This is a genomic window from Psychrobacillus sp. FSL H8-0510, assembly GCF_038008345.1.
GTDB classification, from domain to species: Bacteria; Bacillota; Bacilli; order Bacillales_A; family Planococcaceae; genus Psychrobacillus; species Psychrobacillus psychrotolerans.
This window is the reverse complement of sequence record NZ_JBBOYZ010000003.1, coordinates 249,329-276,325: the sequence shown is the minus strand read 5'-3', so window position 1 is coordinate 276,325 and position 26,997 is coordinate 249,329. Positions and strand designations below refer to the sequence as shown.

Genomic DNA, 26,997 nt, shown 5'->3' with positions numbered 1-26,997 from the left:
GCTACTAACGGGCGAGCTGAATCTACATCTGCTTGTGCTTTAGAACCTTCGGCTTTTACCACTGCTTGTGTTGCTTTAGCTAATAAATCCGCTTGTGCTTTCGCATCGTCAATCTCTTTTTGGATAGCGTTTAAGCGGTCTGTTAAATCGGTTTTTTCTGTACCGTTAGGTAACAGGTTTATCTCTGGAAGTGCTGCATCCACATCTATTTGATCTTTACTGTTTTCTGCTTTTTCTACAGCTTTCGTTGCTTTATCAATTTGGTCTGCTAATGCTTTATTATCAATCTCTTGTTGAATCGCATCTAAACGGTCGGTTAAGTCTGTTTTGTCTTGACCTACAGGCAACTGAGCTACTAACGGGCGAGCTGAATCTACATCTGCTTGTGCTTTAGAACCTTCGGCTTTTACCACTGCTTGTGTTGCTTTAGCTAATAAATCCGCTTGTGCTTTCGCATCGTCAATCTCTTTTTGGATAGCGTTTAAGCGGTCTGTTAAATCGGTTTTTTCTGTACCGTTAGGTAACAGGTTTATCTCTGGAAGTGCTGCATCCACATCTATTTGATCTTTACTGTTTTCTGCTTTTTCTACAGCTTTCGTTGCTTTATCAATTTGGTCTGCTAATGCTTTATTATCAATATCTTGTTGAATCGCATCTAAACGGTCGGTTAAGTCTGTTTTGTCTTGACCTACAGGCAACTGAGCTACTAACGGGCGAGCTGAATCTACATCTGCTTGTGCTTTAGAACCTTCGGCTTTTACCACTGCTTGTGTTGCTTTAGCTAATAAATCCGCTTGTGCTTTCGCATCGTCAATCTCTTTTTGGATAGCGTTTAAGCGGTCTGTTAAATCGGTTTTTTCTGTACCGTTAGGTAACAGGTTTATCTCTGGAAGTGCTGCATCCACATCTATTTGATCTTTACTGTTTTCTGCTTTTTCTACAGCTTTCGTTGCTTTATCAATTTGGTCTGCTAATGCTTTATTATCAATATCTTGTTGAATCGCATCTAAACGGTCGGTTAAGTCTGTTTTGTCTTGACCTACAGGCAACTGAGCTACTAACGGGCGAGCTGAATCTACATCTGCTTGTGCTTTAGAACCTTCGGCTTTTACCACTGCTTGTGTTGCTTTAGCTAATAAATCCGCTTGTGCTTTCGCATCGTCAATCTCTTTTTGGATAGCGTTTAAGCGGTCTGTTAAATCGGTTTTTTCTGTACCGTTAGGTAACAGGTTTATCTCTGGAAGTGCTGCATCCACATCTATTTGATCTTTACTGTTTTCTGCTTTTTCTACAGCTTTCGTTGCTTTATCAATTTGGTCTGCTAATGCTTTATTATCAATCTCTTGTTGAATCGCATCTAAACGGTCGGTTAAGTCTGTTTTGTCTTGACCTACAGGCAACTGAGCTACTAACGGGCGAGCTGAATCTACATCTGCTTGTGCTTTAGAACCTTCGGCTTTTACCACTGCTTGTGTTGCTTTAGCTAATAAATCCGCTTGTGCTTTCGCATCGTCAATCTCTTTTTGGATAGCGTTTAAGCGGTCTGTTAAATCGGTTTTTTCTGTACCGTTAGGTAACAGGTTTATCTCTGGAAGTGCTGCATCCACATCTATTTGATCTTTACTGTTTTCTGCTTTTTCTACAGCTTTCGTTGCTTTATCAATTTGGTCTGCTAATGCTTTATTATCAATATCTTGTTGAATCGCATCTAAACGGTCGGTTAAGTCTGTTTTGTCTTGACCTACAGGCAACTGAGCTACTAACGGGCGAGCTGAATCTACATCTGCTTGTGCTTTAGAACCTTCGGCTTTTACAACTGCTTGTGTTGCTTTAGCTAATAAATCCGCTTGTGCTTTCGCATCGTCAATCTCTTTTTGGATAGCGTTTAAGCGGTCGGTTAAATCGGTTTTTTCTGTACCGTTAGGTAACAGGTTTATCTCTGGAAGTGCTGCATCCACATCTAATTGATCTTTACTGTTTTCTGCTTTTTCTACAGCTTTCGTTGCTTTATCAATTTGGTCTGCCAATGCTTTATTATCAATATATTGTTGAATCGCATCTAAACGGTCGGTTAAACCGGTTTTCTCTTGACCATTCGGCAACAAATTCACCAGAGGACGAGCTACATCTACATCTGCTTGCGATTGAGAACCTTCCGCTTTAACCACTGCATTGGTTGCGTCTGCTAGTTTTTGTGCTTCAGCTTTTGCAACATCAATCGCTTGTTGGACTGCATCTAAGCGGTCTGATAAATCGGTTTTGGCAGTTCCGTTAGGTAACTGATTAACCAAATTACGAGCTGAATCTACGTCTACTTGTGCTTTAGAACCTTCAGCTTTCACTACTTCCGCTGTTGCTTCAGTTAATTTTGTATCAATTGGGGTATAACTTCCACCTAAAGATACAAAAGTGTATCCTCTTGCATCGGCAAAGTCCTTAACTGTAGTAGGAGAATCATATCCATACATAATTAAGTTAGAAGCAACTGCTTGATTGGACTGAAACGTCGATGAAAACATTGTTACAATTGTTGATGGTAAAGTTACAGAATCTAATTTATTTGAAGCAAAAGCCAAACTTCCTATGTCTGTAACTCCTTCTGGAATAACAACAGTTGTTAATTGATTACCAATAAAAGCGTTTCCTCCGATACTTTTTAAAGTAGAAGGTAATTGTATGTGTGTTAACAAATTATTCCTAAATGTCATTGTGGGAATATCAGTAATTCCTTCTTCCAAAACTATAGATGTAATTATATTTTCTTCAAATACCTGAGTTCCCCAAGAAATCAACCCTTTTGGTATTTTTATCGTCGTTAACTCGTTTTTACTAAATGCTGACTGACCTAGAGTTTTTAACCCCTCTGGTAAAACTACATGGTTTATTTTATTTCCAGTGAATGCTGCCAGTCCGATTTCTTCAAGTGTAGATGGCAATGTTAAGGTTTTTATATTATTAGTTTGAAACGCACTAGCCCCTATTGTTTTTAAACCTTCAGGAAGATTTAATTGAGTCAGAAGATTAGTTATAAAAGCTGATGATTGAATTTCTTTAACTGTATTGGGTATGATTACGGATGTTATACTTTTACCTCTGAATGAAGAGCCTCCCAGTATAGTAACAGGCAAACCGTCTATCATGGAAGGTATACGAATGTCTTTACTTGTTCCTTTGTAATTTGTAATTGTTACTTCTGTTGCTGTTTTCGTATATTCAAAATCGGTACTTACGTTCTCTGTTAAAGGAACATAATTATTACCTAGAGAGACATACGTGTAGCCATGTGTAGCTGCATGACTTGATGATGTAGTACGTAAATCGTATCCGTATAATTTGAAATCCGATGGTGTTGTTCGGTTACCTTCAAATGCATTCAAACCTATACTAGTTACCGTAGAAGGTATTTCAACAGATTTTAATGAGTTATTCTCAAATGCTCTAGTTGAGACAGTCAACAGTCCCTCATGCATCTTGACAGATGTTAAAAGGTTATTGGAAAAAGCAAATTGATTAATCACAGTTACACCCTTAGGCACTTCCACGGTGGTTATTTGATTGTTCATAAATGCGTTTTGGCCTATTGTAGTCAGTGTTGATGGAAGAATTGCAGATGTTAAATTCTTATCTTTAAAAGCATTATTCCCTATTACAGTTACAGGTTTACCATCTATTAATGAAGGTATAACTACATCTGTTCGAGTTCCTTTATATGCAGTGATTGTTATTTTCCCACTACTTGTTGTGTAGGTAAAATCAGTAGATGGATTTTCTGCCAATGCTTTATTATCAATCTCTTGTTGAATCGCATCTAAACGATCGGATAAGTCCGTTTTATCTTGCCCTACAGGTAACGGATTAACCAACGTGCGAGCTGAATCTACATCTGCTTGTGCTTTAGTTCCTTCAGCTTTAACTACTGCCTGTGTTGCTACTTCTAATGCAAGAAGATCTGGGTTAATTGGCTTTGGCTGTAAACTGGAGAGAAATGATAAATAAGGAAGCGACTTGCCTTCTTCTATCTCCCATACTGCATCGGTTCCATTATCTCCAAAATCAAACCCAAACCCTCTCATAGCGTATGTTTCTTTTTTAAGAGCCTCATCATGAGTTATCGATTTCGTAATAAGCGTTGAATGCCCATTACCCTGGATATAATCAGCTGCCACCATATTTGAAACTGTTGGATTGTTTAGGGCTTGTCCAATTCCCTTACCGACGATCTTTCCAGATGTGTTAACACTTTTATTTAGTGCATACAAGTTTGAATATTTACCACCAGACGCTGAGCCTATAAGCCCTCCTACAATACCTCCCCCTGAAACACTTCCTGTAGAATAACCATAGGAAACAGTTGTATTCTTTGATAGGTTACGTCCTATTAGACCTCCAGCATAAACATTTCCTGTTATATCTCCTGTGGAGTAAACATCATTAATACTTCCAGTATGATTCGTGTCTATTAAACCGACAATACCTCCTCCTGGGTCGGTACTTGAAGTTACGGTTCCACTATTAAAGCCGTTTTTTATAGAACCCCCTAGTCTAATCGTACCAACTATTCCTCCTGCACCTTTTCCTGTAACTTCTGTTTGTGAGAGTACATTATTTAATGAGCCACCTGAGATGTTTCCAACAACTCCACCCGCAATACCTATTCCCGATACTTTACCGCTAACTATTACATTTTCTATAAGACCAAGAGTCGAACCTGCTAATCCTCCAACAGCTGCTCCAGATGCTTTTGAGGATTCTACATTTACATTTGATAAGTATAGGTTTTTTACAACACCAGTTGCACCAATTGAACTTATTAATCCTGTATAGGTTACACTAACAGTATTCATCGTTAATCCATTAATTGTATGCCCATCACCATCTAAACTACCTGTAAATACATCACCTTCTGCAATTGCCATCCAATCTATTCCACTTAAGTCAATATCGTTCGTCAGTTTAAAGGAACTATTTAAATAGTTCCTCATTTGGTCCAATTGTCTTGCATCTGAAATTAAAAATGGGTCAGCCAACGTTCCCGTACCGCCAGCAAATAAATTATTTACTGCTGCTAAACTTCTATATATTGTAGATTGTCCATTCGTTTGTAGTAATGATGAAGTAACTAGATTTCTTGGTGATTCATATGTTTGATTGACTTGATTTTGAATAGGATTTACATTTGCGCTAACCGTAGTAGCTTCATTCCCTAACAAATTAGTAGCTAGTATAGCTAAAGACATAGCCACGGCTTTATATACCGGTTTTCGTAAAACATTGTATGGTACTTTTTTAGATGAAAGTGTATCTAATTTAACTGTTTGAAGTTCATTATTTTTCAGTTTCATTGTAAATCTCCTTTGTCTCTCTTATTTTTAACTACCTTTTCGATATTTTCATATGAAGCAAAAATACAACTTGAAATAACGAATAATGTTAAAGGGAACATAATATTAACTTCTTTATTTAGAGCGTTTACCGTAGCTAATATAGAGCAGATTATGGATATCGATAAGCACACTTTTATAATGAAATTTCTTTTCAATTTACATCTCCCTTTCCTATCAAAATTCATTCAAACAAGATTTTTCCACATACCCCGCCTTTGCTGCTTCCTTCTTCGTTGAATAAATTTCATCAACGGTATAAGAGAAACCACAAGACTCACGGAAATATAGCTTTTCGCCATTAACAGTAGTTGCATGTATAGGATCTACTTTCTCTAATCGTCCACCCGCTAAAGCAAACTCATTAAAAGTGCCTTGCCCTCGTTGGTAGGGATAACCTTGAAAGAAAGTAAAAATACTTATATCATCTACCGTGTTGTACCAATCTTCTTGTTCTATCAGTGGTAGTGTGAATTTGTACGTAACTCCTAACTGTTTGGTATACACGTTATGCTCATTTATGTAATAAGCGAGTTCATCCTGAAATACATTCACAATCGTATTTTTTCGAATACGATGAAATTCATCTTCGTCATGGAGAAGTGGAATCGTTATTTGAGGATCTTTTACTAACTCTTTCCGATTACCATTAATCCACTCATCTAAGGCGGCATCATACACAGTTACATCTTCTTCTAAGGTAAAGGAGATGATATTTCCTTCCGTATCGTGATAAGTAAAGGGAATTTTCGGCAACCATACTCGCTTCAGTTCCTTTTCTCCATTTGAATTATGAATCTCTTGATAGACACTTAACAAAGCCCCGTCATAGTCCATTACCGCAAAAGCAGGTACATAACGAGACATAAGATCTTGTGTCACATCATCTTCTACACCGAAGTTGATAGATAAACTATGTAGAAATGTTTGTAAAGCGGGCTCAGGGTTCACTCGGTTGAATTTAGAGGAACTATATCCAGCTTCTTTTGTCGGAATCACATTCGTTCGTAATTGGTCCATTGCATCCTGTGTAGCGACTGTCATAGCAGTATCATATTGATGATTTAGGTTAATAAACGTATTAGAATCCTCTGATTTCCATTGGGTAAAAACGAGCAATGAGATGACAATCAAGATATAGAAAATTGCAAAGTTAGTAATCTTCATTTAGCACCATCCCACCGTATGGAACAGAGATGACTATATCGTTACCACCCGCTCCACCTGTTAAGAAGTCAAATAACATAGTAGACTTTGTTTTGGTCACATTCTCTACATGTACTGAAAAAAAGTCCCCTTGCTGTAGCTTGTACATACGTTCTTTTTTGGGAATCACATTCGTTTCGTCAAATAAAAACTTTTCAATTTGATACCAATAATACTCGTCATAATCAACGGTATAATCTCCTGTGAATATATTGGCGTTCGTATAAATAGGTGTATAGACTTTTTGTTCATGCACTATGTCGGTACGGAACAAATAAGTTCCAACCGAGATTTCATTTTGAAAATCCTCATACATTTTAGGAGTGATATATCCTTTTGTTCGAACATTATCGACGAATTGAGTAACGGCTTGTTTGACGTTTTGGTAAACAAGGTCATCTTGCTTTTGATAGGACTGGTAAACAGGAACGTAGAACATTAACAAGACACCCAGAAGAACGGCAAATACTTTAGCTATGAAATTTGGCAAGATGTTCGTCTCCTTTGCTTACTCTATATTTGTGTGAAAATAATTTTATGGGCCTTTCCAGTCGCATCCCATTCAAGTGTTTGTTTATATAATCCTTGCAAAGAAACCGTACTTTGAAATTTTTTAACATCTAAATCGGTTAGAAACAGTTGTCCGTTTACTACAATCGGAGTATTTTCATCAGATAGCCGATACAGTTTGGCCACGACTTGATCTCCTGTCCAGTTGATCTCTGCAGGGATCTGTGTATCCTCTATAAATACGGTGGCTCCAGATGGTACGTGTTCATACGCATCAGACCAATCGGTCATTGACCAAAATGTATAGGCTAATGCACTCATGGTAATCAATGCGGCAAAAGCGAGGTAAAAGGCATTGGAAATACTTTCATTCATAATAGAAATTTGGCGGCACTCCCGAGGAAGTACCGCCTTCCTCCTTCTAACTTAATTGGTTAAGCTTAGTTTTGAACAAACTCAACTGCACGAATTACTGAGTTAGAGTCACGTTTGATTGTAGCTTTGAACATTCCTGATGGATTGATATATTCAGCATTAGTCGAATTATTTACATTTGATGGAGCAGAAGCAACTGTCAGCGTATCTCCGCTTAGTTGGTTGTAGTACCAGTTCCCACTATTTTTACCTGTTTTTACATAGATACCGATATTGTTAGCTTTTCCTTCTGTTTCGAACTTACGAATAGCGTTTACTACCTGTGAACCAGAAATAGTTGTGTTATCAAAATTTAAGTACTTTTGATCTTTTAATTCAGTTGTTGCTTGGCTGAAATCGGTTGTTGCCGTTTTTGCTGCTTCTGTTGCTGGACTGAATACGTTTACCGAAAGACCAATTAGAGCTAGTGTTAATAGTAGTGCAGCCCCTAACAGTAACGCAGTTGATGTACTTTCTTTCATGTGTAAATCTCTCCCTTTTGTCTGTAAAATTTTTATTGCATCAACAAGGCAAAAAGCCTTTGGGATACCAAAATAATATTTATTATTTGTGAAAACCTATCCTATTAAACTAGTGACATTTTTTGTTTCCACTACACTTATATAAATAAGTGGCCCCACCAAATACAAAAAGATTAAAACGTTAACTGGAACCAACCCGAGTAAATTTGCCCATGTGCCTTTTTCGCTTATGGAACGGGCATTGGACTCTCGGCGTTGCTCTAAGTAAAATTCTCGTTCCATATCAATGTCGTCAAAAGACTCTTTTATACTGATACGGACAACCGCCAGTTTTAATCGTTCAATGATTTGTTGAAATGGCTCAAAACTTACTCGTTCACCTAATAGATGAAGCGCATCTTCTGGACCAGCATCATACACATGCATGGATTCCTGAATTGGCTCTTTAAATACCACGCTAAAGCGGTCCATCCAGGTAAGGATGGTAAAAACACTCATGCGGTCAAACTCTCGAAGAATACTGATCAGTACCAAATGTTGATGCACTTCATTCTCCATATCTTTAAAGCGTAAGAAACGCTGAAAACGTAAAATCAAGGTTGGAATGTTCCAAACCAATAATCCGAATAGGAAAGCTACAAGCACTTCCCACCATTTCAAGAAGGAATTTTCCACCACAAGCCATTTTGATATAACTCGTTCTGTAGCCTGTTTGACCTGTTGGTTATTCACATCCGACACACCTAATTGTTCTGCTACATATGCTTGTACCATTTCAGGAGTTAAGTTCTCCATACTTTGGATGTCCTCGATCACTCGACGGTCAAAAGCAGATTTTTCATTTAGTGCTTGCCGTTCTTCTGCCGTGATTTTTCCGGCAAAAAGTGTTTCGGGAACTGCTGTATTTAATATAGATTTCGCTTCACGTTCGTGAGCGTAGGCAAATCCTCCAATAAATAGAATTACAACTCCTAGTGTTAATAAGATTTGCCTCAACGTTAGCCACTCTAATTTAAGAGGAGAATTTGCGTCTTTTAGCAGCTTCATAATTTTGAAATGTTCTTTGGTATAAGGCTCCGGAGCAAAAGCACCGACGATTTTATTTAAGAAAGGCACCTTCTCCAATAGTGTTTGTTCCCATTTAACTCGTTTCACATTAGACTGATACTTAGCTTCAGTAATCTCACGCATTTTACGAATAAGCACATAAGCCAGTACGGCAACTCCATATACTAAAACTTCTGCTAGGAAACCTAATCGAGATTCATAGAATTGTTGAGTAATAGGAAATGTTTGTGTCGCCCAATTCTTTATTGGTAAGGCAAAGAATATCGGGGTTAGAGCTAATACACTTAAACCACGCATTTCGTAAGTTAACTTGGAGCGGTAAAGAATTTCTGTATTAAGCTCTTGGTTAACACTAGTAAGACCTCGCAAGAAGGCACTACCCTTTTCATTCACTATGTCACCTTGGTCTATAACAAGAACAGCAAGACCTGCAATTACTTTTAAAAAGCGACTAGGTGCAACTTCCTCGTATTTGGCCATTTCTGCATTTGGATCTACGCTTGTTAGAATGGAATAGATTCGATTGGCTTGTATCTTCATTTCAGGACCAACGTGTTGAATAGACTCGTAAATAGCTTCATCTACCATTTTGGTTTGTTGGTAGTAAAAGCGAACACGGTTATTAAATTCTTTCAATTGTGTCAGTAATCGTGTTTCTACTCTTGTGACAAAGAAGTCCAGTAACACACCCGACAGAAATAACAGTCCTAACGTAATCCAAAACAATACGAGCCAGCTAGGACGGAATAGAACTGCACCTAAGAAGAAGAAAGCGATAAATCCGCCAATAGTAAAGACAATTCGCATGATTTCTCTACGGAGCGTATATTCGTCATACACAGATAACGTCTCAATCCGTAATCTAATACGTGCAATCACTCCTTTGATGATTGGAATTCTGCCCGCTTTAATATACGCTTTTTGTGCAAATTGATTGTATTTGGATTGCCAGGATGTCGTTTGGTTTATACCGAACTCTAGTTGTGCATTCTTGTTCTTTTTCTTGTTTCTCTGTTTCCCGTATAAATAGAGGGCAATCAGTACCCCGAAGCCGATAAAGGCAACGAGGGTTAAAATCTGTATCACGCTACATCCCCCCAAACACGTTCCACAAATTCTCGGAACGCTTGTTGATCTTCAACAGAAAGCTGTTTTGTAATTTCCTCTTGTCGTTCTCGACTAATTGGATATTTCGCTACATACTCTCCGTTTTGAAATTCGATAATATTTCGTTCCTCAAATTGTTTTCGTTGTGTTTGTTGATGATAAAATGTGGTAGCGACCATTAGAAATTGGTCCATTTTATCTTCTTTTGTTGCATCTGTTGGTAAGGCAGGCAACTCCGCTTTTGAATCTGTACTAAGGGGAATACATTCGGTGATTCGTTCGATATAACGTGAACCGTCATAGTCTTGACGCAAATGTATATCAAACTCCAGCACGCTCACTACTTGTTGTTCCGCAATAGTCTCATTGTTGAAAATGTTTACTTTTAGTAGAGAATTACGTAAGGCATACACTAAATCACTAAATGTTTTAGCGTGGTGTGTAAAGATGGTAAACAAACTCGCAACTTGTGCAGTTTGAATCATCCATGCTGCAACAGGGTCAGTGGCAACCTCCCCTAATATGTTTACCGCACCATCCGTTTTCTTTTGCAAATCTAGTCCATCTTGACCGCTTATTGTATCGGTTTCTTGGAAAGATAAGATATTTCTATCGGGATAAATGTTTCGTAGGTTTAATTCGAACCTTGTTTCCTGGATACGTAAATTCAGTGATTTATGGATGTAACCAACCATTCCCATGAGTAAGGTCGTTTTACCAGAGCCTTGGGCTCCAGTAACTGCTGTCACTCTATTTCCTTTCATAAGGAATTTTATAAGTCCTATCGCAATCTCGCTCTTTGGATGCGTAATTAATTGTTCTAATTCCATTTTCTTCGAGTCATACTTTTTACGAATAAAGAAAGCCCAACTTTCGGAAAACTTTGGCCTTACTACCGTGACACGAGAACCATCCGCCATTTCATTAATCATGTAAGGACGAGATTCTGATAATTGCCCTGGATAGTTAAACTTGTAGATATTCTCTACTACTCGGCGGACTTCTGCTTCATGTTCAAATTCGAGGAATGATAAGTGAATTGATTTCCCTTTATACATCACCCAAATAGAGTTTAATCCGCTTGTAGCCGTTTGCATTTTCCCTAGAATGTAGTCTTCATCATCTAGATTCTCCATGCGATTAGGGAGCCCTGAGACACCACCAGAAACACCATCAATACTCATATCTCGAATATCATCAATGATGCCAAATCCTTTGTAGTGACTGTAGATACGATTGGTAATAATTCGCATCTTATCCTCAAAGCGTAATTTAGTGATTTTTTCTTTATAGATATCTCTTATTTCTGTTTCAAAGACTCGGTAGCCACCATCTTCTTTAGCCTCTGCTAGACCGTATTGATCTAACAATTCTCCTAAAGCATGTTTACCGTGTTCTTTTTGATAGACGAATAGTAGAATATCGAAAGCATCTCGTGCGGATAACTGTGAAGGTGCTTGGAATGGAATAACCAAATTCACATTTTCTTCATTAAAGTTATAAGTTTTCATCAGTAAATCGTAGATAAATTCACGGACATACGTCTTGGAAGAAATATCGCCTGTATTACATTTTTTCAAAGCTTCTTTTAATTCTTCTCTCCGTCTCAACTGACGGGTAAATTCATCCTTTGATAAACCAAGATTAATCAAGTCCATTGTGGTGATTTCCGTCATTCGATTCATCACAAATTCTTTGATTACAGACAACTTATAGGTCTCTCTCTCATTTTCTCCCATTTCACTATCTGGCTTACGTCCTTTTAATACCCGCCAACCTATGAATAACAATGCAGCTCCGGTGAGAAGAAGGATAATCCATGCGTTAAACCAAACATCGGTCATAGATCATCATCCTCCGTATGATTTAATTTCAGTTGCTTCATGATGGTTTTATTCACATCTCTTACAGACTGAATAAAAGCGTGGACAGGCTCCGCTCTCTTAGCTCGCATAGAACGAAGAAAGAAATCCGATATTCCCCGTTGATTAGATGCGTCACGAAATGCAGTCGAATACAGGATTGGGTAAATTGGTGCTTTCACTTTATGTGAACGCTTAATGTTCTTGACAGAGTACGCTGATTTATCATCATAGTTACTAATTAGCACGATATACGGCTTGCCTTCTAATTCTGCAGGGAAAGAACCTCCCGAGAAAAATTGATCAATGACATATGCGTTCTGCGGTAAATTCACTACAACTAGGTCAGCATCTTTTAATAACGCTCTTGTAGTGGAATTGAATGTACCCGAATGTGCATCTATCCAAAGGGTATCGTAGTGATGCGAAGCAACATGTAAAATGGAGCGTAAAATATTCTCTGCTTCCCCTTGGTTTTCCCACTCTTTTTTACTGCCAACAAGTAAGTCTAACCGGTTCTTATAAATGGTGTCGGTATAGTCCGGTATTGCCTCGGCTTTTAACAATTTACTTTTCACTAAACGTTCTAGTGCTTCCATTCCTCCATCATCAAATCCCGCTCTTTCACCTTTTGTATAGAGGTGCTCCAAGGTAGAGAACGTCAATTGTGTATGAGTCAAAAGCGAATGATAATGTTCATCTAAAGCAAACATAGAAGCAAGGGCAACTGTATTGGATGTAGTGGCACTTTGTCCGTGGACTGGAGACCACATAATAATTTTTTTCCCCATGTTATAACTCCTTTCTGCTCGCTTAACTAATTACTGCTTCCAATAGCTAATGCTCGTTCTTTCGTTTTTTCTTTTTTCACTCGTTTTGTACCGAATTTGAAAAAAGATGTCTTCACTGCATCTTGTACTTCTTTGATATGCATTTCATAAATCTCCGAAACGATTTCACATAATACATCTTTGTATTGCTTATTTACTTTCTTGAATGGAATGATATGGTCATGTCCCATTTGAATTCGCAATGAAATCATAAATTCATCAGGTTCTATCATGTGATTCATGGATCTCCATGTTGCTCGGTTATTCAATAAATTATCGAAATAATCACCTGACAATTCGTATCCTGACTTGAAGGTCACACGTTTGATATTTTTATCTTCTGTTTCATCAAACAATAAGTGGAGCAAATCAATATCTTGCATTTGGTTAAGACGTTCTTCGTCCCCAATGTAATAACGTTCTTCAAAAATTGGCCACTCATTGGAAATGATTTTTGCACTATCCATATCGACTATTATCGTATCGTAGTTCGTGGTAGACTCACCTTCGATACGTAGTAATTCTTCAACGTCTAACCACTCTTTTGCGCCTGCTAATATATCGATTTGTTGAAAATCGTATAAGTGCTGATTTCCATTCAATCGTGCAATGCCATGTTGATAAATACCACGTTCGGTAGTGTCTACAATTAATACTCGTTGGTCTAATTTCGTTAAGAGATGACTGAGATAAATAGTAAAATCAGATTTGTTTCGAGAACCTACTAGTTGGATTGTTTTCATTGTTCATGTCCTTTCTCTCTCATTGCTTGAATATAGAAGTTTATGAAATGCAGGCTGTCTTTACTTTTTCCACTGCTTTGTTTTCCCGAAAAAGAAATAACTTCTTTATTTCGCTTATTCCTAGCTAATGTATTTTCTTTACTCGTTTCCATTACTTTCATTCTCCAGTCACTCCTTCTGTTTCAGTAGTTTCAGGTGGAACCTGGTTAAATTGATTTAACGCATTTAATTCATCAATTTGTTTTTGCTCTTCGACTGCAGCCTTATTGCTTTCTTCTCCAGCTCTTAACTTTTGTCGCTCCTCTTCTTCCATTGCCTCTAAGCCCATTTCTAAATTAGCTCGATTTTGTTTTTCTAGATTCAGCTTTGCTATATTTACGATGTTTGGAGAACTTTGAATTAGTGACAAAACATTTTGTTTAACTGGATATGTAATTTGCGATCCAATCTGCATTTCTCCATCCACATATGGTAAAGCGTAAATCTTTGCACCTTCGATATAGGCATCCACTATCGCAGAACTCATAGATAGAATCTCAGCTTCATCGTTATCCATCCAAACGGTTAGACCTGCAACTTCTTTTACTTTCTTTTTGGCGAATAAAATATAATCGTCACCATTTGGGAACTGAATACGAATATCTACATAATCAGCTGCTTTCAATTTAGAAGGTAATTCGATTAAGGAATACTCGGCTTCCCTTATATCATTCTCGATATTTTCATCCATATAAACGAGTGAATCGATTATCACTGTATTGGCTTTTAAATCCGTTCTAGCATAATAATTAGTTGCATCAAATTGTGGAAGAGACATCGTATTTTCTGCCTTAGCTAGTTCAGGTAGAGATACTTCCACTAGCATTTCTTTTGTAATGACTTCTCCTCTTTCAACATCTGCTGTTAAGGCATATCCTTGTTCATTTTGTTCAGCAGTTTTTTGTAAGAGCTCCATTTTCTTTTTATATTCTTTCTTCAAAGCTAATTCACGTTCTTGTACGTGGTCGTAATAGAAATATCCACCTACTGTAGCGATTATTAGCATAATGCCAGCTCCTATAAGACCTGACCAAATTAATTTTTTCGTTCGCAGTCTAATGCTCACTTGTTACGTTCCTCCCTTTTCTCTTTTCCTTAGCACTGGGTAAACCTATTGGTCGATTCCTTTATAAAAATTGGAATGCTGTAACGATTAATAGAGTGACCACAACACTTGTGACGCTGATCAGAATACCCTTTTTTTGACTAAAGCCTTTTTTATCTTCTTTCAGGAACCCATCTAAAATATGGATAATTTCTTTTTGTCCTTCTTCGATTACCTTGTATGGATTTTCATCTGCAGTAAAACGAACAAACTGTAACTGTGGAAACCGTTCTTCCACATCTCTCACAAGAGACTTACCGACGAATGGAACTAAGTAGATGTATTGGTCAGGATCCGTTATCTGTTCGGTAAATTCTTTAATCCATTGGCCTTTCCATTCATATGGAGATACGAGTAAACAACGAACATGAGACCTTTGAAATTCATCAAAATAACGACTCTCTTCAATTGCTCCTATATCCAGAACCACATACTCATAGGTGGGAATGATTTCCCCTAAGCGAAGGTCCTCCCGATATTTGTAATGGTCGATTCCTTTATAGGTGAATTTATTCTCATTCCGGAGGAAATGCTGCTCCCCTTCGTATAAAGCGTGAATCCGATCAAAATCCTCTGAATCATTTAATTCAATTAGGGCTACGCTGTGCTGTTGGTTTTGCAAATAACTAGCAATCGACATAGCAGTGTGTGTCGCCCCTAAGTGTGGTTGAACACCAGCTACCGCAATGACTACCGTCCCTACTATTTGAGGTCGATTGTAGACTTCTTTCGGAATTGGCATGAGATCAATTATTTCGTTAAAATCAATGTCTGAAGAAGTGATAAGCTTTGCCTTTGGTTTTGGTTTGGACTTTGGCTCTTTGGGAATGGATTCTTTCATTTCTTTTTCCTTAATGCGTTGCTGCTTCCATTCTTCCCCCGCATCTTTCACGGACTTTAAGTTACCTTTAACCGACTCTAAAATTTCTTTCGTCTTTTGCCCTTTTGGAACACTAGGCTTTGCTGCTTTCTCTGTTTGTATCTTCTCAGTTGGAGGAGCAGCTACCTCTTGTGATTCTTCCATTTCGGTTACTTCTACTACTTCATCAAATTCAAGTTCTAATCCCCCAACACCATATTTAGAAACATTGGCATATTTAGGGGGAGCTGAAAGTTGTTCTACGAACTGTTCAACGATTATCTTACGTTCATTGAAAATGTCCAAAACATTATGTGCCACGAGTTTTCCGAGGAATGGATCACGTCTATCCCGTTCACATAAATAAACCACTCGAAGACTGTCGTTAAATTCCACTCGCCATTTATTTATGATTTCTAACATTTCTTCATCTCTTGCTAACTGTTCTTCAAAGTCACTCGGTAAATAAGTGTCGTGTAAAATCACCATATCAGGTTCTTCAATCTCGATAATTTCACTTAAATACTTTCGATGGAGTACATCATTATCAATAACGTCCAACCGGGCACTTTCAAAATGATTACGGAGGATGGCAGCAAGTGTTGGTTCAGCTACTGCAATAAGAATGGACACAAGTTCCCTCCTTTTTCTATCAACACAAAAAACCCCAACCAATAGAAAGGAAACGTAACAATGTACGTTGCTTTTCTATCGATTGGGGTTTTCCCATTTATAGATAGTAATTTTATATTTACTTTTAATTTTTTTAGGAACTAAACAGGATGTTTCCGCACCCTGTATAGCTTCTCTCCTCAAAGTAAAAACCTTGAGAAAAGGTGTTACTCATAATTTACCACTAGGACAAAAAGAAGTCAAACGGTTTTTGTGATGATTCAATAGACCTACTTTCCCGAAATTGTATGAAACTCTGGTGTATTAATAATAATCTCTTCTTTATTTCCAAGATGTAGATGGTAATTAAATTGGCGTAAGTCAAAGCCAGGTAGCAATTCCAAAGACTCTATTGAGTGCGTAGAGAGTATCAAATTGGTACGTTGAAGTAATGATTTGATCAGTTCCGGCTGCAAGTTATCTCTCAATACAAGATACGCTTCATCAATAATAAGGTAGTCCGTTGTTTCCGCAAATACTAAGAGGTTTTCTTTCGCCTTAGTAGATAATTCTTGCGTTAAGAATACAACAGACTTTTCTTGCTGCATTAATTTCTTAGCAAAATTTATTAATCTATAAGATTTCCCTGTCCCAGCAGCACCCGTTATTACGAAAGAAGTATTTAAAAAGGCACTACCAGGTTGTAATAATTTTAGTTCTTTTTCTCCTTCTACTATCAAGGGTATCGTAACAATGGCATTTCTTTCGTCTTGCAGTTCAGAAATATCTTGTAAGAGTTGTTTCAAGTATGTTTCTGGGTCATTATTTGTGAAAACATCCATATTTGAATTAATACTATTTAAGAGTTCTAAGATCTGTTGTTTAAAAAAAGGTTCACTTCCTTTTAACCTTTCTTGCATAGTATTATAGAAATTGTCTTTATATTTCATTTTCATAACCTCCTAGTAGTTTCTTCTCTTTTTTAACTTCACTAAGTTTAATTGTCAGGCACTATAACTTGTTGCTTCCGCAAAAACGGCGCGCGGAAACGTTTAATTCCTTCTTTGGTTACAGAAGCAAAAGCATTTTCCAATCCACCTTCAGCATCAATCCATTCATCTACGACAAACCAAACATCAAACGGAAATGTATGTAACCGAATCTGCTCTTGGATAAACTTAGCCATGCTAATAGAAGAAACGGATATTACGAAAACTTGTACAAAAGACTCCGGAAACCCATCTACTTGAATACGATTGTCACGATTAAACAGATAGCGATACTGTTCAAAGCGAGTACGGAAGTAACCTATGAAGTCTTGGGACATTTGCGCACGTTCCAGAAGGAGTTGTACTTCTCCTTTAGGTGTTTCAATACGAGTTACCGCTAGTGGTTTTTTATATTTAGCATTCCCTCCAATAGAAGGGTGCCATTCCCATGCTCTCGCATTCCTAGATTCAATGGCAAGACAGCGAATTTCATTAGTAGCAACATACCGTTGAACGCCATAAGGATTATCGTTCCAGGAGTCTGGGTCCATAAACTGACTTTCACTGTGCAAACGTTTTAACAGTTTATACCCAGCAATTCCTAATGTAATAGGACCTGGAGGACGAATTACCTCTTTTCCATCTTCTTCAATGAACTTTAGACGGCATTTATGTCGTTCTACGAATCCGTATTTCATCAAATATCGAAGATGCTTACTTGTTGTACCAGAAGAGATTAAACTAGACATATATCGCTTAATCTGATTCTCATTGGCACAGATGGCATCTCCTATTACCTTTAACATGCGTACATTCATTTCTGTCAACTTGCCTGTATTCACCATTTCCATCGCCTGCTCCACCCGAGTTAGCGGGAAGTAACTATCAGGAATAGCTAGAGAGGACTTAAAGTTTGGATGGTCCCATATGGATATAGTGCCATCCTCCCGATAAAATAACTGAATAGCAGTTGACTGCTCTTTAATATTTGCCATTAACCGAACAGGAATGATCCTAAATCTTTTTTCTTACGTTTCCCGCCTGGATAATCCAGAATTACAACTCGCCCTTCTCGTTTTGCTTCATCAAAATGTTGGAAGCGAACTCGTACAGTGTCTCCAACATCTGGTTCTTCTAATACTCTTCGTTTCCCTGCCTTCAACGTCACCCCATCTTCAATATCAACAAAGATTCCATGTATCTTGTGAACATCTACTACACGTCCGACTAATACTTGGTTAGGTTTTAACGTTCTCACAAACTCATAAGGATCAGGTAATGTTAATCGACGGGAGACACGAACAACTTGTGCTTCTGAATCAAACTTCTGAATTTTAACTTCTAATGTTTCTCCGACAATTACATCTACAACCGCATTACGTTCCCACGACCACTCTGTACGGAACATATAGCAATCTTGCCCTTGAACATCGAGATATATAATTCCTTTTAAACGGTTATATCCTGTAACAGTTCCTGAATAGGTCTGTTTTTCCAGTTCCCCTTTATTATCTAACTCCACTACATCAGCCCAAAACTTCTGTTTTGTAATTTCGCTACCTTCTTTTTCCGATAGAAAGACAATTTTCATTTCTTGATTGATACGAGTAATTTTAAAGCTTCTGCTTTCTCCGACAAATTCGTCATACCCACGGTTACCTCTTCTGCGAAAATCAGCTACAGGGCAATAACCATTAATTCCATGTGGTAAAGCAATGTAGAATACATCTACCTTCTTACCTTCTATTTCTATCGTGCCACGGCTACGAATATGTCCATTTACTAATTCTCCAAAACGGTCAGCTATTGTTAGAGCCTCCAGTTGTTTATCCGTTGTCCATGATGTCATTGTGGTCATGTTTTTTCCATCCTCTCGATTTATACTTTTTGGTGTTCTGTTCAGTCCTCTTGTTTACCTCATTGAATTTCTATAACGAACATGGGAGATAAACCACGTAAGCTATTTGCTAAGTTCCTCCTTCTTCGATTTTTACAATCGAATGGAAACAACAAAATAAAAAAACGTACCCCTCGAAAAAGACAAATGAATAGTGTTCATCTGTTTTTCACGAGGGGTACGCCCTTTATGTGTTTCATTTTATTTTGTTGGTGGTTCCAATTACATTCATTTTACAAATAGGTAGTTGGATACGCAAGTATTATTTTGTTGCTTTAGGAGTTTTGCCTACATCTATATCTATGTCCTTTAAGAAAGCTATGTTATTTTCCGATAGTTCACTTTGTTCATAGTCCCCCTTTTTGATGGGAGCTGCAGATGTATTGTCATCGGAATACGGCTCTAATATAGAATCGAAGAAGTTATCCCCGTTTTTAGAATGAACCAACGGAGTAACTGGTTCAGGCACTGGCTGCTCCTGTTTATCCAATGTGTCTAGTTCTAGTTCTAGTTCTTCTAAAACCGACTTTCTTCCCTGTTCCGTATTAGGAGTAACCGGTGTAGGAGCAGCTACTACCATTCTTGTTTGATTAGGCTCTGCTTGTACCGGTTTACGCATTTGTTTTATTTCTTCTAAAGAAGGAATAACAATCACTTCTTTTTCTACACCAGACTGATAAATTATCTCACTTCTTGGTTGCTTGGTGACTTCAATTCCTATTGCACGGTCTACCATAGCTTCATCCAATACTGGCTTATCATAAAATGCTTGATTTGCTACTTCCGTTTGCTCAATACTATCTATTGCTATTTCTACTTCTTTGCTGACTTTTACACCATAGCGTCTGCGGTCTGCCAACCAAACATTCGCTTCGTCTTCCTCCACTTGAATACTAGCAACCGAAAATTCCTCTTTAGGTACGAAGTTCGCTTGAATTTGTACCACGGGCATCGGACGGTTATTGACTACCAATTTCACTGCACACTGGAACGCTTCTTGGAACATAATATCTCCACTTGTCATAGATGAATCACGAACCTTCGAGTAAGACGAACCGGAGCGGGAACCTGGATCTTCCTGTAAAGGTGAAACAGTCATTTCTGTTTGCCCTTCTTCATACGTATATTTCTCTCCAAACATTTCAGAGAAGTACTTCGCATCATATCCAGGAACATCCCCGTATACCATACGATTACGCATAGTACCGATTAATGTAGTCATGTAATGCTCTCCAAACTGGTCTGCCATCTGAGCAATTGTTTGTTGCAAGGTAGTAATGATTACCTTGTACTTACGTGACTGTGCTGGGAACTCTCGGAACGAGTTATATAGATAGTCAGGTGCTTCATCGATTAATATGTGGTGGAATGAAGATACGTTTGGTAGACGACGGAATGTAGCATTTTGCAAATTCATTAATACTACCTTTCCTAGTACTCTAGCAAGTTGGACTAATTCTCCTTTGGCAGTATTTACCAATAAAATACCACCAATTTCCATATGGCGATCGAAGTCGAAATCACTCTTTCCAAATAATACGCGTCTTATCAATGGATTGGCACCGATATCATTTAAGATATTTCGTAAGCCCTGTACATGTTCTTCTTTTGCATCATAATACAACGTTTCTCCATCATCGCCATATTCTCCAACCATGGAGGAACCTGATCTTGTAACCTTTGGTAATAGATTAAGGTCAAACCATTCATCAATCCCTTGAACGATTTTCCAATAGTTCCGTTCATCTCTATCCTCAATTTCGTCAATCATGGTAGGGATTGTTGCTTTTAACATTACATGCATCTGGTGTACCAACTGAGGGTTGTTATACATATCTAGTAACATATCAAGTGTTACTTCTTTCTCTAAATCATGTAATTTCAAAAGGTAGATATAGTGTTTAAGATGATTGCGCTGCGCTTGCTCGAAAAAGAAATTTCCTCCATCTTTGGAATCATTTAGGCCTGCAATTACTTGTGCAAATACCTCCGCTACTTTATCGACTGGACCACGCATCGCATTGATAGATGGTGTTTTCGGATCAAGCGGATTGATGTAGGTGATTACTTCCTCCGGTATATTGTGTGCTTTCACCAACTGTAGTGTCTTTTGACATAAATCGTTGGATGGATCAATAACAGATATACCACTTAAAAACCTACCCCCTACCTCTTCCGTTCGGAAATCCTCTCGTTCATACATTTCCGCATAGTTTTTAATATATTCAACCATGTGGTGTAAATCTTGGTTAATCATAGGGAGCCCCAAAGCAGCTGTCTTACCAGTACCAATTGATCCTACAATCATGGTATTGAGGGTGCGATCACGACCAGGTAATACAACCATCTCTTCGTGAGCAGATGATAAACCCAACTCAATATCTGGCCATTTCTCTTTCTGCTCCAACTTGGATAGCTTTTGTAGCCATTTCCCTCTCCATTGGAATTCAAAAAATGCTTTATTTAGGTCTTTATCGAATTCTACATACTTATTTAGTAAAAAATAAGTGGTAAAGAACATGATCAGTACCGGAATGATAACTAACGTTAGATAGAACCCTTGCACCTGTCCGAATACCAATTGTTCCAGTAATCCATCTGTATCCACTGGAGCAGCTGAGATATTTCCTAATCTCGTTTGAAAGAATGGCAACATATGCTTTTGTGCTTGGGACATTCCATATGCTGCAATGCCTCCCCATATCGCCAATCCAGTTAAACCGAAATAGATAATTCGCATATTTCTTGATTGATAAAAATGCACCCGTGTACTAATCAACCATCCGAAAATACTAATCAATCCCATAAAGAGTATAAAGAAAATTGAAACGGTATCACTCTTCCCAAAGAGAAATGATAAATACCGTACTTCCTCCCCCCTAGAATGAGAGACACCAAACGAAAAGACTTTTAACCATGCCCAAAAGAAGAAATACACAGTTAGGAGCAGAAACGCGGAGGACAAGAATAACGGAAGTTTTTGTTTCCACCAAATTTGTTTATTCATACGAATAGTTTCACCTCTTTCCTACTATACGGAGTAGTTATTTTAAGATGATAATCTATTGATTCCGTACCATCCTCTTTCCACTCCATTGTTTCAATATTGCTCGTGTATAAACTACATTCATCCAGATCTAAACCATATACATCTTCTAGTGCTTCACCTTTGAAGTAATAAAGAATAAAGACACGGAAATCCAAATTGATTTTGGGATTGTGGTTTAAAGATTTTGCGAGCTGTACGTTGTTGCGGATAATTTGGAATGTCCGAACATTTCCTTCCTCCCCAAAGAGCATTAGATAATGAGAGGCACTTATTCCATTGATCTTATGGTCCATAAGGAAAGTAGCATCCATATCTCTACTACGTTTCAAGGTAAGGCCCTTTTCCTCTGCAACTTTTATAGATTCAAGAACTAATTCGTGATGTTTTGGTTTATAAGACTCCATCAACTCTTCCCACGTCTCTAAATACAAGAGCTGCTCCGACTTGGATATAGGTGCTAGTTTATTTAAGATTCTTTCTACCAGTAACGGTATACGTCGAGCAGTGGCTACGGAAATCTCTAAATTCTCTGGCCATTCTGTAAAGATTGGAAAAGTTTCTTTCAAGGAAACAACACGTCTGCTCCTTGTATCTCTCCTTAAATCCTGTCCTACCGATATATCAATAATGCTTCCGTCTGTAACTGCAAATATCACAAATAAACGTTTTCCTTTTGCTAATAAAATCTTAGCCATCTTCTCGTAGCGTTTGTATTTCCGCCTTATAATTTCTCTCCGTTGTGTACCTGTATCCACTTCAATAGCAATAATCGTGTCCTCTCGCTCGAAAACCCAATCGGGAATGATTAAGCCTCGCTGTGAGAAAACCGTATCATTTGTAGCACCTAATTCTTCATGAATGCTCCCTCTCATGTGTGTAAAGTCAATAGTTGGAGAGTGCGATAACATACGAATAACTATTTTATTGGCAAGATTAGATGTGGCTCTAAAATGGCTGGAAGGCACTCCACGACGTATTGCTGAATGAATAGCCCTCTCCCCTTTTTCTTTCTCCACTTTCCCAAGAGTAATAAGCACTTCTAATCCACGAGGACCTAAACGGTAATGGTAGTAAGTAAGACCACTCAAAGAATCTCCATTACCTAGTGGTTCTTTGATTTGTACTAACATCCCAGAATCTACTAGCTTTCTAATTCGATTAGAAATGCCTGTTGCACTCCGCTTACCCTTAGAGAACATCTCATATAACCCATGAATGCTTGTTGCTCTCATGGTTGAATGAATAAATATCTCATGAAGAATGAGTATTTCCTCTGCTTTAAGAATGACACCAACTTTAAACAGTTCATTTTTAGGTACACGGATATCTTCCTGCTCGAGTAACTCTAACATTTGAACTCCTTTCCAACAAAAAAACCCGACAACAAATACAAACAAGATAAACCTGTTTGAAAAAAGTTGTCGGGGTATTCCCGTTACAATTATATAAATTTTTATTTCAGAAAGCAGTATAACATAGCCACTGATTCTTGACTATACTCCTAAATAAAACACGTTTTTTTATGTAATACAGAAGTGCATTTTCATGTATTTATACTGTAAATATAAACAAGTGAATTTTACATGGTATTGCACCTTCTATATTGCATTGTAGTCTACGTTCTGAAAAATTTTAAAATGTAGACATATCAAGGCTTTAAGTTCTCATTTAGGGGGTGAGCTCTATTCATCCCCTCTCTGTTCACCCCTAAAACAGCAAAAATTAGGGGTGAATAGATAAGGGGTGAATAGACCATCCATTTATTAACAAATACCACGACGTTTTTGTTTGTTGAATTTAACAGTTACCGCCTGGTGAAATATTAATATTTAAAAAGGTTAATTTGATATTTTTGCTGTTCAAGTTCTTATTACCACACAAATCTCAACCTAGTTATTTCTTGCTTCTTTACCCCTGCTCTAAAAATTGAAAAGAATAGAGAAAATAAAATATTTCCACTTTAGATTTGTTTACCGAAGAATAGAATAGCGAAAATTAATCTATTATTTCTATTTTTTCTCTACTTTAAACTCCACGCATCCTATAAAAACTGCCAATAGTATTGTGACATCCAGTGCCATTCAAGAACTCCAAACAAAAACTTTAGTTAACCCCTCAGAAGAATAATACTGAAAACATATAGTAACTATTAATAGTTACTATATATAGTTACTGTATTTTATTTTTAGTAAAATTACTAAAGTAAGCTTTCAAAAATACTGATATAAAAGGAATTACAATAGTAACTATATATAGTAACCATGCGGATTATTTTCATATTTCCACTTAAAAATATTGATATTTTCTAATCAAATTCGGTAAAATTTAAGACATTAAGCATTTTAATTTAAAAATATCCATTCAAAAAAAGATATTATTCACTAAAATTGTATTATAGTAACTGTATATAGTAACTATGAAAATATGAGTATTACCAACGATTTTAAAGATTATTTTTAATCGACGCTTGCAATAGTATCTAATATTAGTTACTATAATTAGTAACTACATAAGAAGGAGGTAAATTAGTGGACGCAAATCTACACCAACAATTCAAAAATATATCCTTTTCAGACGATCTCACTCTTATGTTTGCAACTATTCTAAAAGATGATGATGCGAGCATTGAAATTCTACGGTTTATTGCAGCACAACAAAGAGAACAGCAAAAGGTTTCTGTTCAACATCTGATAGAGAATATAACGCTGGAAAGATTAGTTGGTACTAAAACCAAAAATGAACCTTTATCGTTTAAAAAACAACTAACTACTATTAATCGCAAGGCTGCTGAACGAATAGTCGATAAGTTATCAAGTATGTCTCTTCTATATTTCGAAGAAATGAAACCTTATAAATTCTTCTATATAACTAAACGAGGTATTAACGTATTTGCAAAGATTCAACAACTCAAACAAATGGAAGGAAGTAATGACCAATGACTAAAGCATTTATCACTAATACGCCCGCTATTAATATGACGATAGTTGGTTTTGGACAAGCTGGTTCAAGAATGGCTGATGAATTTGCCAATTATAAAAAGGCTGACGGTACACCGTCATATAACTGTTTAGCTTTAAATTCAAATGATGGAGACTTAGAAGGATTAAAAAATATTCCCGAAGAAAACCGTGTGTCATTGGGATTGCGTGGAATGGCGAAAAATCCCGAAAAAGGATTAATCACTCTTGAGGAAAATAAAGATGCTGCTGAAAAACTAAATAACTTCATACATGATAAAGTTAGAGCCGATGATGAATTAGTTCTTTTCTTTGCAGGTCTTGGCGGTGGTACAGGGACTTCTACTATAGTCAAAGCAATCTCAGAGTTTTACGACCATCATAACAAGCCCCTCATTCGTAAGGAATTAATCAAAATCAAGAAGAGTGTGTCTGATGAAGATTTCAAAGAGAATGCTAAGAGATACGCTGTGCAAGCAACAAGAAAAGCAGCTGAAAAATTCGTTAAAATAGGCGTTATCGTTACACTTCCTTTACGTCATGACGGTCCAGATGTATTACGACAAGTAAATGATTTTTCTCAAAAAATATGGAAGATTGCTAGTGATCCATCAAAAGGAATAGCATTCGTAACATTCGCAGATAACCAACATTTTTATGACGAATTTAATGCAATTCCAAAAAACAAACGGAAGAATATTGATAATTACCGCGACTATGCAAATAAACAAATTTCAGAAATCTTTCATGAATTAAACACTGCTACAACAAGTGGTGGTTCTAGTCTCTCGTTTGATGCCGAAGATTTTAAACGTGCTATTACTGAGTTCAACGGAAGTCTAGTATTATCAAAAATAGAAGTCCCTGCTAATCTAGTGAATAACAATGATGATGTAGCTGAATTATTTAAACGCTCTTTAAAAGAAACAAACCTACACTCTCCTATTCAGCTCGTTAGAGAACATGACGGAGAATACATTTCTAAAAAGGTTTATCATGTTGGTTTACTAGCAGTACTTGATGAAAGTAAGAAACTTGGTAATGGAGCATTTATTGAAAAAGCTAAAGAAATCGCAAATAAAGAGCTTCCTGTAAATGGTGTCGTATTTGATGGATACGTAGAGTCAAAGAATGATTTTAGAGTATCTGTATATTCATTCTATAAGACAGATGCCCTTCCAGAACGCTTGGAGACTGGTTTAGTCAAAGAATATGAGGATTTTCAAGAGCGAAACAGAAACTTTACATTTGAAAAAGCAACTATTCAATCCATTGGAGATAAAAACGAACTACTAAACGAAGATGATTTAGACTTTGATGATCTAGGCATTAGTGATTTATTAGGTGATGATGAACTATCCCTTGAGACTGATGACAATCTTGATAATGCAGATGATGATGCTGCTGTTGATGAACTATTAAACTCATTAGATTTAAGTAAATAGATTTACAAATTTACACATGAGGGTTATATCCCTCATGTTTTCTTATACAAAATTCAAAAAAGACCTGAATTAAACTTTTCGGAAGAATAGAATAAAGAAAAATATTTTTCTCTAAAAGAAATTAACAAAAATATATTCTTCGCTAATCATAAATTTCAACACTCACACTTTTATTTGGAATTCTAATTAAAAACGACATTTAAGCAGAGTGAAATAAAGAAAAATATTCTATCCTGCCAAATAATTAATTTTCCGAATAATAGAATGGCGAAAAATAATTCATTTTACCTTCGGTATTATGTACAGGTAACTTTTATAGTAGTTCTTATATGTCGAAAAGATTTAATTACTTATATTTTCTACTTTCAGAAGAATGGAATGGCGAAAATTAAATTTTTTGGATATATAATTAAAACAACGCAGAATAATTTTCTTAATTTTA

Annotated in this window: 19 protein-coding genes; 2 read left to right on the top strand and 17 right to left on the bottom strand. The window is 37.0% G+C overall.

Annotated elements, in window-relative coordinates; all coding sequences use genetic code 11:
* The 17 genes from MHI40_RS23390 to MHI40_RS23310 all read right to left on the bottom strand — a co-directional run.
* Positions 1-5,342, bottom strand: a 5,342-nt coding sequence (locus MHI40_RS23390; RefSeq protein ID WP_340766096.1) for a leucine-rich repeat protein, incomplete at its 3' end; no start/stop codon positions are given.
* 216 nt (positions 5,343-5,558) lie between these two features.
* Positions 5,559-6,548 carry a hypothetical protein gene (locus MHI40_RS23385; RefSeq protein WP_340766095.1) on the bottom strand — a complete coding sequence of 330 codons (990 nt, stop codon included), beginning with the start codon at positions 6,546-6,548 and terminating at the stop codon, positions 5,559-5,561.
* A complete protein-coding gene (locus MHI40_RS23380) occupies positions 6,535-7,077 on the bottom strand; it encodes a hypothetical protein (protein WP_340766092.1) in 543 nt (180 codons plus the stop codon). The genes MHI40_RS23385 and MHI40_RS23380 overlap by 14 nt, the downstream gene beginning before the upstream one ends.
* Before the next feature lie 23 nt (positions 7,078-7,100).
* Complete coding sequence (locus MHI40_RS23375; RefSeq protein ID WP_340766090.1) at positions 7,101-7,427, bottom strand: hypothetical protein; 327 nt, start codon at positions 7,425-7,427, stop codon at positions 7,101-7,103.
* A 110-nt stretch (positions 7,428-7,537) separates the two neighbouring features.
* Entirely contained in the window at positions 7,538-7,993 is a 456-nt protein-coding gene (locus MHI40_RS23370) for a hypothetical protein (RefSeq protein ID WP_340766089.1), read from the bottom strand.
* Positions 7,994-8,089: 96 nt separating this feature from the next.
* Entirely contained in the window at positions 8,090-10,147 is a 2,058-nt protein-coding gene (locus MHI40_RS23365; protein ID WP_340766087.1) for a hypothetical protein, read from the bottom strand.
* On the bottom strand, positions 10,144-12,012 hold the full coding sequence (locus MHI40_RS23360; RefSeq protein WP_340766085.1) for an ATPase, T2SS/T4P/T4SS family: 1,869 nt from the start codon (positions 12,010-12,012) through the stop codon (positions 10,144-10,146). The genes MHI40_RS23365 and MHI40_RS23360 overlap by 4 nt, the downstream gene beginning before the upstream one ends.
* Entirely contained in the window at positions 12,009-12,821 is an 813-nt protein-coding gene (locus MHI40_RS23355; RefSeq protein ID WP_340766084.1) for a hypothetical protein, read from the bottom strand. The genes MHI40_RS23360 and MHI40_RS23355 overlap by 4 nt, the downstream gene beginning before the upstream one ends.
* Before the next feature lie 26 nt (positions 12,822-12,847).
* Positions 12,848-13,603 (bottom strand): hypothetical protein, encoded by a 756-nt coding sequence (locus tag MHI40_RS23350; RefSeq protein ID WP_340766082.1) that lies wholly within the window; start codon positions 13,601-13,603, stop codon positions 12,848-12,850.
* The gene (locus tag MHI40_RS23345; protein WP_340766080.1) at positions 13,600-13,764 is read right to left on the bottom strand and encodes a hypothetical protein; all 165 of its coding nucleotides are present in this window, start codon (positions 13,762-13,764) and stop codon (positions 13,600-13,602) included. The genes MHI40_RS23350 and MHI40_RS23345 overlap by 4 nt, the downstream gene beginning before the upstream one ends.
* Positions 13,761-14,708, bottom strand: coding sequence for an SAF domain-containing protein (locus tag MHI40_RS23340; protein ID WP_340766078.1), 948 nt, complete (start codon positions 14,706-14,708; stop codon positions 13,761-13,763). Before MHI40_RS23340 ends, MHI40_RS23345 begins: the two co-directional genes overlap by 4 nt.
* A 61-nt stretch (positions 14,709-14,769) precedes the next feature.
* The gene (locus MHI40_RS23335; RefSeq protein WP_340766076.1) at positions 14,770-16,239 is read right to left on the bottom strand and encodes a hypothetical protein; all 1,470 of its coding nucleotides are present in this window, start codon (positions 16,237-16,239) and stop codon (positions 14,770-14,772) included.
* A gap of 269 nt (positions 16,240-16,508) precedes the next feature.
* Complete coding sequence (locus tag MHI40_RS23330) at positions 16,509-17,168, bottom strand: hypothetical protein (protein ID WP_340766075.1); 660 nt, start codon at positions 17,166-17,168, stop codon at positions 16,509-16,511.
* A gap of 47 nt (positions 17,169-17,215) precedes the next feature.
* Positions 17,216-18,202 (bottom strand): hypothetical protein, encoded by a 987-nt coding sequence (locus tag MHI40_RS23325; RefSeq protein WP_340766073.1) that lies wholly within the window; start codon positions 18,200-18,202, stop codon positions 17,216-17,218.
* A complete protein-coding gene (locus MHI40_RS23320) occupies positions 18,202-19,065 on the bottom strand; it encodes a hypothetical protein (protein ID WP_340766069.1) in 864 nt (287 codons plus the stop codon). Before MHI40_RS23320 ends, MHI40_RS23325 begins: the two co-directional genes overlap by 1 nt.
* A 301-nt stretch (positions 19,066-19,366) precedes the next feature.
* Entirely contained in the window at positions 19,367-21,910 is a 2,544-nt protein-coding gene (locus MHI40_RS23315; RefSeq protein WP_340766067.1) for a type IV secretory system conjugative DNA transfer family protein, read from the bottom strand.
* Between the two features lie 197 nt (positions 21,911-22,107).
* Positions 22,108-23,505, bottom strand: coding sequence for a replication-relaxation family protein (locus tag MHI40_RS23310; protein WP_340766065.1), 1,398 nt, complete (start codon positions 23,503-23,505; stop codon positions 22,108-22,110).
* A 1,176-nt stretch (positions 23,506-24,681) separates the two neighbouring features.
* On the opposite strand from MHI40_RS23310, the gene MHI40_RS23305 reads away from it, so the two are divergent.
* Positions 24,682-25,092, top strand: coding sequence for a hypothetical protein (locus MHI40_RS23305; protein ID WP_340766063.1), 411 nt, complete (start codon positions 24,682-24,684; stop codon positions 25,090-25,092).
* Positions 25,089-26,555, top strand: coding sequence for a cell division protein FtsZ (locus MHI40_RS23300; protein WP_340766061.1), 1,467 nt, complete (start codon positions 25,089-25,091; stop codon positions 26,553-26,555). Before MHI40_RS23305 ends, MHI40_RS23300 begins: the two co-directional genes overlap by 4 nt.
* Positions 26,556-26,997 lie beyond the last annotated feature (442 nt).

Coding starts and splice junctions, on each gene's coding strand:
- MHI40_RS23385 (WP_340766095.1), bottom strand. CDS start 6,548: ATGAAGATTACTAACTTTGCAATTTTCTATATCTTGATTGTCATCTCA.
- MHI40_RS23370 (WP_340766089.1), bottom strand. CDS start 7,993: ATGAAAGAAAGTACATCAACTGCGTTACTGTTAGGGGCTGCACTACTA.
- MHI40_RS23360 (WP_340766085.1), bottom strand. CDS start 12,012: ATGACCGATGTTTGGTTTAACGCATGGATTATCCTTCTTCTCACCGGA.
- MHI40_RS23355 (WP_340766084.1), bottom strand. CDS start 12,821: ATGGGGAAAAAAATTATTATGTGGTCTCCAGTCCACGGACAAAGTGCC.
- MHI40_RS23350 (WP_340766082.1), bottom strand. CDS start 13,603: ATGAAAACAATCCAACTAGTAGGTTCTCGAAACAAATCTGATTTTACT.
- MHI40_RS23345 (WP_340766080.1), bottom strand. CDS start 13,764: ATGAAAGTAATGGAAACGAGTAAAGAAAATACATTAGCTAGGAATAAG.
- MHI40_RS23330 (WP_340766075.1), bottom strand. CDS start 17,168: ATGAAATATAAAGACAATTTCTATAATACTATGCAAGAAAGGTTAAAA.
- MHI40_RS23325 (WP_340766073.1), bottom strand. CDS start 18,202: ATGGCAAATATTAAAGAGCAGTCAACTGCTATTCAGTTATTTTATCGG.
- MHI40_RS23320 (WP_340766069.1), bottom strand. CDS start 19,065: ATGACCACAATGACATCATGGACAACGGATAAACAACTGGAGGCTCTA.
- MHI40_RS23315 (WP_340766067.1), bottom strand. CDS start 21,910: ATGGGATTGATTAGTATTTTCGGATGGTTGATTAGTACACGGGTGCAT.
- MHI40_RS23310 (WP_340766065.1), bottom strand. CDS start 23,505: ATGTTAGAGTTACTCGAGCAGGAAGATATCCGTGTACCTAAAAATGAA.
- MHI40_RS23300 (WP_340766061.1), top strand. CDS start 25,089: ATGACTAAAGCATTTATCACTAATACGCCCGCTATTAATATGACGATA.